This is a genomic window from Vicinamibacteria bacterium, from assembly GCA_035570235.1.
Lineage (GTDB): Bacteria > Acidobacteriota > Vicinamibacteria > Fen-336 > Fen-336 > DATMML01.
The window spans coordinates 41,396-52,202 of the sequence record DATMML010000082.1 but is presented as its reverse complement, the minus strand read 5'-3'; the positions used below and the strand labels follow the sequence as shown (position 1 = coordinate 52,202).

Here is a 10,807-nt window from a genome sequence, read left to right as displayed (position 1 = left end):
GAAGCCTACTTTCTCCAAGCAGCCTGGCGGTCGGTCGACCCTGGGCCGCGGGGGTCCGCGGCAAACTCGAGTCGCCTTCCTCGACGTGTCGGGGCACAAACCCGTGAAGCACGATTGATCAGGGACTTGAGGGAACTGCCTCGAGCCACCAACACCGCCGCTCGTGCGCGCAGGCTGGATGCCCCCACGACACTGCCCGGATGCAGCATGAGCGCATATCGGTTGACCGGGAGCGACCGAAATGCCAGTGACTGCGTCTAACCCACTGACCCTGCGCCGGCCAGATCCAAGGCATTGACCACGCGCATCTCTGCGGAGCCCCTTACGGAAGAGGGGAGGGGCGAATGGCTTCGTCGGTGAACTACCTGACGCGTCGAACCGTGACGCACGCGTCGTGGATTGGATTGCTCGCCCTCTCGTCAATCGCGGGAACAACTCCGCCCGCGGCTCGGCACGGCGAGGACATGACGGCGGCCTTCCCGTCCCTCCGCCCCTTTGTGGTTCGACACGCACACGTCTTCGATGGCCAACGCTTGATTTCCGCCGAGGAGGTCTTGGTCGAAGGCGGAAAGATTCGGGAGGTTGGGAAGGGCTTGAAGGCACCGCTGGGGACCGAAGAGATCGACGCCAGAGGGGACACGCTTCTACCTGGCCTGATCGATTCTCACACCCACGATTGGGGCGATTCGGCGAAGCAGGCGATCTTGTTTGGTGTGACCACGGAGTTGAACATGGGCGCACCGCCACAGTTCGTCGAGACGCTCAGGCGAGCTGAAGCCGCGGGGAAGGCGTTGGACTCCGCGGACCTGCGCTCGGCGGGCAATGTGGTTACACCTCCCAAGGGTCATGGCACCGAATATGGCCTGCCCGTGCCGACACTTACCGGCGCTCAGGAAGCGCAAGCGTTCGTAGATGCGCGCCTCGCCGAAGGAAGCGACTACATCAAGATCATCCTGGAAGATGGGCACGTCTGCCACCTCGAATTCACGCGGCTGTCCGACGAGGACCTCGCCGCCGTCGTGGTTGCGGCGCACAAGCGCGGCAAGTTGGCCGTCGGCCACATCAGCTCTCAAGAGGACGCCCGAAGAGCGATCTCTGCCGGGGCCGATGGCATCGCTCACCTGTTTTCCGACGGCCCTCCGCGGGCGGAGGTCATTTCTCTCTTGCGTCGCCGTCATGCGTTTGCCATCACGACATTGACCGCGATTCAGTCTGGCCTTGGCACACCGAGCGGCACCACGCTGCTGACCGACAGACGGCTCTTGGCATTCCTCTCCCCGGAGGCTCAGGCACACATGAAAGAGCCCATACCTTTCAAATGCACCGGAGAGCTGGCGAATGCCTTCGCCGCGGCGAAACGGCTGCGGGATGCCGGAGTTCCAATCCTCGCCGGGACAGACGCGCCCGCTCCGGGGAGCTGGAATGGCGCGAGCCTGCACGGAGAGCTCGAGCTCCTCGTGAGGGCTGGTCTTTCACCATCGGACGCCCTGGCCGCCGCGACCTCTGTTCCCGCGAGCACATTTCGCCTCAGTGATCGAGGCCGCATCGCTCCGGGCCTGAGGGCCGACCTACTCCTGGTCCATGGCGACCCGACCAGAGAGATCAAGGCCACGCGGGACATCGTCGCAGTGTGGAAGGCCGGTTTCCCCGTTGAACGTGGCCGCGCTGCTTCCCCGACTGCCAAGTGAGGGACGGAGTGCAGCTCCATTGGTTCCCTTGATCGAACGCGACTCAGCCGGTTGGGACCGAGCAGAGGCTGCCCAAGGCTACTGAGCTAGCCAACCCCCGTCGACAGGGAGAGTCGCGCCCGTCAGGTTGACCGCCGCCGCGCTCGTCAGGAAAGCCGCCAACGCACCGATCTCCTCTACGGTCGTGAAACGCCCCGAGGGGTGCTTTTCTTCGACCAGCTCTTTCTCCGCCTGCGCCAGCGGGATGCCGCTATTGCGGGCCCGGCTCTCGATCTGCTTCTGGACCAAGGACGTGAGCACCCAGCCGGGGCAAATGGCGTTGCAGGTGACTCCCGTCTTGGCCGTCTCCAGGGCCACGACCTTGGTGAGGCCCACGAGACCGTGCTTAGCCGCCACATAGGCGGACTTGTTGGCTGAAGCCACGAGACCATGGGTCGAGGCGATGTTGATCACGCGCCCCCAACCCCGCTTCTTCATCCCGGGTATCGCGGCGCGGATGGTGTGAAACGCCGAGGAGAGATTGACGGCCAGGATGGCGTCCCAGCGGTCCACCGGGAAGGTCTCGATCGCGGCCACATGCTGGATGCCGGCATTGTTGACCAGCACATCCAGCCCCCCGAAGCGCGCTTCCGTCTCCGTGACGAGATCGGCGCAGGCCTTCGCGTTCGAGACATCGGCCTCGTTGTAGAGGGCCTTGACTCCGAACTCGCTGGCCAGGGAAGCCCGCAGCTTCTCGATCTCGCCCGGCTCCCCGAAGCCGTTGAGCATGATGGCGCTGCCCTCCCGGGCCAGCGCCCGGGCAATGCCCAGGCCAATTCCGCTCGTGGAGCCGGTCACGAGGGCGCTGCGTCCTTTCAGCATCACCGACCTCCTCTGACTACCTGGCCTATCCGAGGCCGTTTCTCAATCGCGGCTCCCGGCTAGGCTCCGGTAGAGACCTCCCAATTCCCCGACGATTCCCCGCCGGAAGGAGAGAACGCAGACGACGAAGATCGCTCCCATGATCACGTTGACGAAGGAGCCGACTTTGTCCGCCAGCTCGTTCTGGAGGGTCACGATGCAGAGGGCTCCCACCACCGGTCCCAACGCCGTGCCCATGCCCCCGAGGAGCGTCATCAGCACAACCTCCCCCGATGTGCGCCAATCGGCGTCCGTCAAGGTGACGAAGGAGAAGACGATCGCCTTCGTCGATCCCGCCAAGCCCGAGAGTCCGGCCGAGAGAACGAAGGCCAGGGTCTTGTACCGATCCACGTCGTATCCCAGGGACACCGCACGCGGTTCGTTCTCGCGGATCGCTTTCAGCACCTGACCAAAAGGGGAGTGAATGGCGCGATTGATCAAAGCGTATCCCGCCACGAAGATGGCAAGAACCACGTAGTACATTTCGAGATCGTCCTCCAGGTTGATGACCCAGAGGAGCCGACCCCGGGGAATGCCCTGGAGGCCGTCCTCACCGCCGGTAACGGGAGCCTGCAGAAAGAGGAAGTAGAGCATCTGGGCCAGGGCCAGGGTGATCATGGCGAAGTAGATTCCCTGGCGACGGATGACGACGCTGCCGATGACAAACCCGAGGGCCAAGGCCGAAGCCGTGCCGGCAAGAATCCCCATCCCCGGCGTAAGGCCAACGATCTTAACCACATAGGCGGTCACATATGCGGCGGTCGCGAAGAAGGCGGCGTGGCCAAACGAGAGGAGCCCCGCGTACCCGAGAAGGAGATTGAAGGCGCAGGCGAAGAGGGCAAAACACAGAGCCTTCATGAGGAACACGGGATAGACGATGAAAGGCGCCGCGACCCCTATCGCGAGCAGAACCGCCCAGCCCACGAGCTCCCCGTGCTTCATTCCTCGGAGCGCTTGACCGAACGCGACCCCCGGCAGCCGGTTGCGACCAGCAGAGGCTGCCCAAGGCTATCGGACCTGCCTCGGCGGCGGTTCGTGGTACCGTGGCATCCTGACTCGCCCACATGACGGGCGCTACGGCCAGGAGGGCCGAAGGTTAAGCACGTGGAGCGTCGAGACCCCCGCCGACGTTTGGCGGACGCCGCGGGAAGCGTGAACGGCACACTCAGGACGCCGACTCCGACCTGCCAAAGAGACCCGACGGTTGCACGAGGAGAACGAGGGCCATGATCAGGAAGATGATGGTGTTGGAGGCCTGCGAGTAGAACACCTTCGTCAAGCCCTCGATCAAGCCAAGGCCAATTCCGGTGACGATGGATCCGAGAATCGACCCCATGCCCCCGATCACGACCACGGCAAAGACCACGATGATGAGGTTCGATCCCATGAGGGGGCTGATCTGCGTTGCAGGCGCGGCCAGCACCCCCGCGAGCCCGGCGAGCCCCACGCCGATCCCGTAGGTTACGGTGATCATGGCGGGAACATTGATCCCGAAGGCCTGCACCAAGCGCGGATTCTCGGTCGCCGCGCGCAGGTAGGCGCCGAGAGTGGTCCGTTCGATCACCAGCCAGGTGCCCAGGCACACGCCCAAGGATGCGCAGACCACGAAGGCGCGGTACTTGGGAAGGTACATGAAGCCCAAGTCCAAGCCTCCTTGGAAGGCCTCGGGGATCGCATAGGGGAGCCCCGACACGCCGTACCGATACCGGCAGAGTCCTTCCATGATCAGGGCCAAACCGAAGGTGAAGAGCAGACCATAGAGATTGTCGAGCCCATACAGTCGACGGAGCATGCTTCGCTCGATGGCGACCCCGGCCAGGCCGACCACGAGCGGCACCAGCAGCAACGATCCCCAATAACCGACCCCGAACTGATTGAGCGCAATCCAGGTGAGTACCGCACCCATCATGTACATCGCCCCATGGGCGAAGTTGATGATGTTGAGCATGCCGAAAATGATGGAGAGGCCCAGGCTGAGCAAGGCGTAGAAGCAGCCGTTGACGAGCCCCAGCACCAGTTGGGCCAAAAGGGCCGGCAGCGGGACGCCGAGGATCTCCCTCATGTCAGATCACGGACGGGCCCTCCGGTGGACCCGCTAGTGGCTCGTGACGAGCGGGCAACGGGACTGGGCAAGGGGCTGGAAAGCCTCCTCGCCGGGGAGCGTGGTCAATAGCTTGTAGTAGTCCCAGGGGTACTTGGATTCGCTCGGCGCCTTTACCTCGAACAGATAGAAGTCGTGAACCATCCGCCCGTCCCGCCGGATCTGGCCGTTCTTGACGAAGGCGTCGTTCAGGGAGGTCTCCCCCAGTTTCTTCCTGACCGCGTCGGCGTCGTCGGTTCCCAGTGCTTGAACCGCCTTCAGGTACTGAAGCGTTGCCGAATAGGTGCCGGCCTGAACCATGGTCGGCATCTTGCCGGACTTCGCTTGGAAGGCCCGGGCGAACTTGCGCGTTTCGTCATTCATGTCCCAGTAGAAGCCGCTCGCAACGAACATTCCTTGCGTGGCCTGAAGACCAAGAGCGTGGATGTCGCTGATGAACACGAGCAGGCCCGCGAGCGTCTGTTTCTTGTTGATCCCGAATTCCGCGGCCGTCTTGATCGTGTTGATCGTGTCACCCCCCGCATTGGCCATGCCAATGACCTTGGCATTCGAGGCCTGCGCTTGCAGCAGGTAAGACGAGAAGTCGGGGGCGTTCAGGGGATGAAGAACCGAGCCCAGGACCTGCCCTCCCGCCGCCTTGATCGCGTTGGCAGTGTCGTCCCGCAAAGAGTGGCCGAAGGCGTAGTCGGCGGTAATGAAGAACCAGCTGGTGCCGCCCCGCCGCACGACCGCCTGACCCGTGGTGCGGCCGGTCGCGTAGGTGTCGTAGGTATAGTGAATGGTGTAGGGGTTGCAATCTTCGTTGGTCAGCCGCGTCGAGCCGGCGCCGGTGACGATGAAAACCCGGTGCTTCTCGTTGGCGACTTTGCTGACCGCGATGGCCGCCCCCGAGTTGGGGACATCGACGATGAGGTCTACCCCCTCCCGGTCAAACCATTCGCGCGCCCTGTCCGCCGCCACGTCGGCCTTGTTCTGGTGATCCGCGGAGACCATCTGTATCGGTTTTCCCAATACCTTGCCGCCGAACTCGTCGATCGCCATCTGCGCGCCGACGACCGACCCGGGGCCACTGAGGTCCGAATAGAGTCCCGACATATCCGTGAGCACGCCGATCTTGACCATGTCGCCGGAGATCCCGGGCTTGCCCTGGGCCGATGCCAAGGTCGCCACCAGGAGCGCAACTGAGCCCATGCCTGCGATTCGTTCCATTGGAGTCTCCTTCCGCCTCGCGGGGTGACGGGATTTCCGTATCCCCCCGCGGGCGCTACACGCCCAGTAGTTCCCTCAGCAGCTGGCGGTTACCCTCCACCTCGTCCTTTCCAATCTCGGCGACCACATGTCCTCGCTCGATGACGTACATTCGGTCCGCCAAGGAGGCCGCGAAATGGAAGTTCTGCTCCGCCATGATAATGGTGAACTCCTTCTGCCGAAGCTGCAAGATCACCTCACTCAGTCGCTTCACGATGACGGGCGCCAACCCTTCGGAGATCTCGTCCAGGAGCAGCAGGCGCGCACCCGCGCGGAGAATCCGCGCCAGGGCCAGCATCTGCTGCTCGCCGCCCGAGAGCAGATTCCCACGGACGCCACGCTGCTCCTTCAGATTCGGGAACAGCGCGTAGATCTCCTCGTCGCTCATTCCCTCGCTGGTCACCTTCGGCGGCAGCCTCAGGTTCTCTTCGGCGCTCAAGCTCGAAAAAATGCCTCTATCCTCTGGGCAATACCCCACCCCGAGGCGGGCAATGCGGTGGGGGGGCCACTCGACGATCTCTCGGCCATTGAGCATGATGGAGCCGCTGCGCTTCTCGACGAGCCCCAGAATGGCCTTGATTGTTGTTGTGCGGCCGGCCCCGTTGCGACCGAGGAGCGTCACCAGCTCGCCCCGCCCCACGCGGAAATCCATTCCGTGGAGGATGTGGGACTCGCCGTAGAAAGCGTGCAGGCCGGCGACGGTCAGGCACTCGACGGCCCCCCCGCTAGCCACGGGCCGCGCCCATGTAGGCCTCGATCACCTGGGGGTTCGTCGACACCTCCGCATAGCTCCCTTCCGCGATCACCACTCCCCGCTGGAGGACTGTGATCCGGTCACAAAGATCCGACACCACGCTCATGTTGTGCTCGATCATGAGGACCGTTCGTTTGGCGGCGAGCTTGCGGATCAGGCCCTTCACACGGTCCACGTCATCGTGCCCCATTCCCTGTGTGGGTTCATCGAGAAGAAGGAGCTCGGGATCGAGGGCCAAGGTGGTGGCGAGCTCCAACGCCCGCTTCCGTCCGTAGGGCAACTCCACCGCGACGACGGTTGGGTACGACTCCAGGCCGACCTCCGTCAACAATTCCATTACCCGAGCGTCCAAGAGCTTGAGAGAGACATCGCTCTGCCAGAAGCGAAAAGACGTGTTCGACTTGCGCTGCAGGCCAACGCGGACGTTCTCCAGGACCGTGAGATGCGGAAACACGGCCGAGATCTGGAAGGAGCGCGCGATGCCGCGGCGGGCCACCTCCGCCGGCAACTCGCGCGTGATGTCATGACCGTTGAAATGGACGCTTCCCCGGGTCGGCGCGAGGAATTTCGTCAGCAGGTTGAAGACGGTCGTCTTGCCGGCGCCGTTGGGTCCAATGAGCGCGTGTATCGCCCCTCTCTGAACCCTGAGGTCCAAGCCTCTCAGTGCCGCAAAGCCCTTGAACTCCTTGACGAGCCGTCGGGTTTCGAGAATATAGTCAGCGGCCATGGCGCTCACGACTCCGCTTCTTCCAGCGGGCCTCCGCAAAGCCCCGGCAAGGATGTCTATCTGGCTGCAGCGGGGTCAGTTACGCAGCCTTCTTCCCCCCCCTCCGCAATGGAGGCGGCGTCACGTTCCCACCACGGGAAGGCGTCGTCAACTCTCACCTTACCTTGGAGCGCTTGATCGAACGCAACCCCCGGCAGCCGGTTGCGACCGAGCAGAGGCTGCCCAAGGCTAACTGGACCTGATTTGGCGGCGGTTCGTGGTAGCGTGGCATCCTGACTCGCCCACATGACGGGCGCTACGGCCAGGAGGGCCGGAGGTTAAGCACGTGGAGCGTCGAGACCCCGCCGGCGTTTGGCGGACGCCGCGGGAAGCGTGAACGGCATGTCGAGGACTCCGCTTCGGGTGACCCGCGTGTCCTGGCGTTACGAGGTCGAAAGGTCAGCGATACCTGTCCGTTGAAACGAGCTTCACGTCTGTTCGTCAAAGCGGCCCGCACTCTGTGAGCCCCTTCCTCAAGCAACACGCGGTGGGCGCCTGGGTGCGACGGCTGCGTACCGAGCAGAGGATGTCTCTAAGGACGCTCGCCACTCGCACGCAGTTCTCCCCCAGTTTCATCTCCCAGGTCGAAAACGGCGTGGTGTCGCCATCCATCGCCTCGATGGAGAAGATCGCCAACGCCCTGGGCGTGACTCTGGGGGAGTTCTTCGTAGCCGCGAGAGAAGGCGAGGCGGGGCTGATCGTGCGCGCAGCAGATCGGCTTCAGATGTCTAGTCTGTGGTCGCTCGGACGAATCGAGGCCCTGGGTCCGATGACGGGCCGACGGCTGGAGCCCGTCCTCATCACTCTCGACCCGGGCGGACGCAGTGGGAAGCACCCCTATGCCCACACCTCGGAGGAATTTGCCTTCGTCCTCGAGGGAGAGCCGACCCTGACCCTCGGTCCCGAGGAACACGTGCTCGCACCCGGCGATGCGGTGACGATACGCGCCCAAGAGTTGCGCCGCTGGGAGAACAAATCCAGCACGGTAGTCCGCATTCTGATCGTCTCGGCCCGCTGATTCGCCAGCCCGGGCTCCTGTCCAGGCCCACTGTACAAGCGTTCAGGGCCCTTGCTACCCCTGTTGCTGGGGGCTATTCTGCACGTCGTTTGATATTGCCTTCGCGCATCCCGACGACCGTGTCGCTCGGGATCGCCACCACGCCATAGAAGACTTGCTGCAGGCCACCGCAATACGCGTCCTCGGCCTGCCCAGATGGTAGCCCTACCTCTCAGACTAAGAGTTGGCCGTGGCCGTACACCAGACCCGCCCCTGACTAAGTCCTCCGCTTCCGGAGGCCTGGACCCTCTCCCCGGGGACTATCGCATCTTGGGGTCACCAGCGGCTCGTCGTTCGCGCGTCCTTGGCGCAGCCGTTTTGTTGACCTCGCTCGCCGTGTTCCTCGCCATCGCCCATGCCTACGGGTACACGCGAATCGGCGGCCTTCGACACTGGGTGCTCCACGACGACTTCATGATCGCGCAGCGGTACGCGAGGAACTTGGCGCAGGGCCACGGCCTCGTCTTCAACCCGGGGGAGAGGGTGGAGGGCTTCAGCGACCCCTTGATGGTCCTGACCGTCTGTCTTCCCCTCGAATGGCTGCATATCGAGGGACGCAAATTGGGGTTGTTCGTCTGGACCGTCAACGGAGTTTTATCCAGCTTGATCGCCCTCGGTCTCGTCTTCGGTCTGCGCGGCCGCGGCCGCCCGCGAGTGGCGGGCCTGATCGCAGCAGCCGTCTACGTGAGCTTGGCCCATCACGGCTTCTTCGCTCGCGCGGGAATGGAGGTCTACTTCCAGGCTTTGTGTCTCATGGTCGTGGTCGCGCGCCTGCGTGACGGTGGCCTCGCCTTCTATCTGGCCTTGGCCGCGCTGCCAGTCGCCCACGCTATTGACCTGCCCTTTTGGGGCGGGGCTGCGCTCGTGCGGTTGTGGGAGGAGCGACGGCGCTGGCGCGACGAAACCCGCGCTCTGGCCCTGGCCGCGGCCCCCATGTTCGGCTATTTCATCTTCCGCCTCTCATACTACGGGCAGATCTTTCCCAACACCTACTACCTCAAGGCGGGAGAGATCATGGCCCCGATGCATGGCATTCGATACCTCCTCGATGGCGCCGCCTGGATCGCTCCCCTCCTGGGCCTCTTTGCCCTCGGCTGTTGGAAAACACGGGGGCAAGGAGCACTGTCGCTCCCCGCTCTCGGCCTCGTCTTCGGCCCCTACCTTCTCTTCGTGATCAAGCTGGGGGGCGATAACTTCCAGTGGTACCGCTTCGTATTCATCCTCGTCCCTGCCCTCCTCGAGCTCACGGTGGAGGCGCTGGGGTCGCTCGAGAGCGTTCCGTGGGCCGCAGTGCTGCTCACCGGCGCCGGCCTCCAGCTCGTGGCCAACGGATGGGGATACCTTCGCGCTCACGAGGACAACCTGTGGCTCCTCGCCTGGGACCGGGGCCGTGTGGCCTTGGGCTACGGCATCAAGGACAACACCGAGCCCGGCCAGACCGTGGCCCTTTTCGGGATCGGGAACGCCGCCTATTTCGGCGAGCGCTACGTGATCGACATGCTGGGGAAGACCGAGCCTCACATCGCGCGCAGGACTCCGAGGAGGGGATGGCGGGTGGGCCACCAGAAGGATGACCCCGACTATGTCATGAGCCGCCGGCCCGATTTCGTGGAGATGACCTACACGGCCGAGGAGCTGGCGGATTTGGGCCACCTGGAGCAGGAGCGACACGGCCGTTGGGGATACTTCTCCGACCTCGCTCTCAACCCGACGTTCCGCCGGGACTATAGCCAGGTGGGGTCGGACCTGGGCCTGATGCCGATCTACGTCCGGAACGACCTGCTTCCCGAGCGCTGGGTCGCGCTGCCCGAGCTGGTAGGCCGATGACGGGGGGACCGTGCCCTAGGCGCCGGCCCACCTTCTGAGCCTCGTGTCAAGATCAACTGTACAAGTGTTCAAGACTCTTGCTAGGCCCCTTGCTGGAGGCTATTCTTCGCGTCGATTGAAGCATCGGTTGCGACCGGTACCGGACTTGTGCCGCGCCAAGGAGAGACGACGGTGACTAGCAACTCCGCGATGAGCGAGGTCGTGATCCTCAGCGACATCCCGGAGAAGCATCCCGGCAAGGCCGCCATAGAAGACAGCCTTCACGCCGCCGCAAGGCGCGTCCCCGGCCCGTGGAAGGTCGAAGTCCTGCAGGTTGCTTCGGGATCCTGGTGGCTTGTCTGCTTCGAACGCCCGACCGATGGCTTCCGATCGACGATCCTCCTTTCCCCCTGGGAACATGATCTCGAGCACATTTCCCGGGACGTTGGCGAACTTCTAGCTCGAGCATGATCGATCCGTTTTTCAC

The 10,807-nt window shown here is 63.8% G+C and carries 10 protein-coding genes; 4 read left to right on the top strand and 6 right to left on the bottom strand.

From position 1 onward, the window contains the following. Window positions 1-344: 344 nt before the first annotated feature. Window positions 345-1,688, top strand: a complete 1,344-nt coding sequence (locus tag VN461_14600) for an amidohydrolase family protein (GenBank protein HXB56012.1) — start codon at window positions 345-347, stop codon at window positions 1,686-1,688. A gap of 78 nt (window positions 1,689-1,766) precedes the next feature. Here the strand turns inward: VN461_14600 and VN461_14595 are convergent, their stop codons facing one another. The 6 genes from VN461_14595 to VN461_14570 all read right to left on the bottom strand — a co-directional run bounded on the left by VN461_14595 (window position 1,767) and on the right by VN461_14570 (window position 7,418). Next, on the bottom strand, window positions 1,767-2,549 hold the full coding sequence (locus VN461_14595) for a 3-hydroxybutyrate dehydrogenase (GenBank protein HXB56011.1): 783 nt from the start codon (window positions 2,547-2,549) through the stop codon (window positions 1,767-1,769). 42 nt (window positions 2,550-2,591) lie between these two features. Then, window positions 2,592-3,530 (bottom strand): branched-chain amino acid ABC transporter permease, encoded by a 939-nt coding sequence (locus tag VN461_14590; protein ID HXB56010.1) that lies wholly within the window; start codon window positions 3,528-3,530, stop codon window positions 2,592-2,594. A gap of 223 nt (window positions 3,531-3,753) precedes the next feature. Continuing rightward, a complete protein-coding gene (locus VN461_14585; GenBank protein HXB56009.1) occupies window positions 3,754-4,650 on the bottom strand; it encodes a branched-chain amino acid ABC transporter permease in 897 nt (298 codons plus the stop codon). A 33-nt stretch (window positions 4,651-4,683) separates the two neighbouring features. Beyond that, on the bottom strand, window positions 4,684-5,880 hold the full coding sequence (locus tag VN461_14580) for an ABC transporter substrate-binding protein (GenBank protein HXB56008.1): 1,197 nt from the start codon (window positions 5,878-5,880) through the stop codon (window positions 4,684-4,686). Window positions 5,881-5,953: 73 nt separating this feature from the next. Continuing rightward, window positions 5,954-6,670 carry an ABC transporter ATP-binding protein gene (locus tag VN461_14575; GenBank protein HXB56007.1) on the bottom strand — a complete coding sequence of 239 codons (717 nt, stop codon included), beginning with the start codon at window positions 6,668-6,670 and terminating at the stop codon, window positions 5,954-5,956. Beyond that, window positions 6,663-7,418: an ABC transporter ATP-binding protein gene (locus VN461_14570; GenBank protein HXB56006.1), complete on the bottom strand. Its 756-nt coding sequence runs from the start codon at window positions 7,416-7,418 to the stop codon at window positions 6,663-6,665. The genes VN461_14575 and VN461_14570 overlap by 8 nt, the downstream gene beginning before the upstream one ends. Window positions 7,419-7,917: 499 nt before the next feature. Between VN461_14570 and VN461_14565 the strand changes: the two genes are divergently transcribed. The 3 genes from VN461_14565 to VN461_14555 all read left to right on the top strand — a co-directional run bounded on the left by VN461_14565 (window position 7,918) and on the right by VN461_14555 (window position 10,791). Continuing rightward, on the top strand, window positions 7,918-8,475 hold the full coding sequence (locus VN461_14565; GenBank protein ID HXB56005.1) for a cupin domain-containing protein: 558 nt from the start codon (window positions 7,918-7,920) through the stop codon (window positions 8,473-8,475). 360 nt (window positions 8,476-8,835) lie between these two features. After that, a complete protein-coding gene (locus VN461_14560; protein HXB56004.1) occupies window positions 8,836-10,341 on the top strand; it encodes a hypothetical protein in 1,506 nt (501 codons plus the stop codon). A gap of 189 nt (window positions 10,342-10,530) precedes the next feature. Next, entirely contained in the window at window positions 10,531-10,791 is a 261-nt protein-coding gene (locus VN461_14555) for a hypothetical protein (protein ID HXB56003.1), read from the top strand. The last annotated feature ends 16 nt before the right edge of the window (window positions 10,792-10,807 follow it).

Bases quoted from the DNA above. Each gene is read 5' to 3' on its own strand.
- VN461_14600 (HXB56012.1), top strand. From the start codon at position 345: ATGGCTTCGTCGGTGAACTACCTGACGCGTCGAACCGTGACGCACGCG.
- VN461_14595 (HXB56011.1), bottom strand. From the start codon at position 2,549: ATGCTGAAAGGACGCAGCGCCCTCGTGACCGGCTCCACGAGCGGAATT.
- VN461_14590 (HXB56010.1), bottom strand. From the start codon at position 3,530: ATGAAGCACGGGGAGCTCGTGGGCTGGGCGGTTCTGCTCGCGATAGGG.
- VN461_14585 (HXB56009.1), bottom strand. From the start codon at position 4,650: ATGAGGGAGATCCTCGGCGTCCCGCTGCCGGCCCTTTTGGCCCAACTG.
- VN461_14580 (HXB56008.1), bottom strand. From the start codon at position 5,880: ATGGGCTCAGTTGCGCTCCTGGTGGCGACCTTGGCATCGGCCCAGGGC.
- VN461_14570 (HXB56006.1), bottom strand. From the start codon at position 7,418: ATGGCCGCTGACTATATTCTCGAAACCCGACGGCTCGTCAAGGAGTTC.
- VN461_14555 (HXB56003.1), top strand. From the start codon at position 10,531: ATGAGCGAGGTCGTGATCCTCAGCGACATCCCGGAGAAGCATCCCGGC.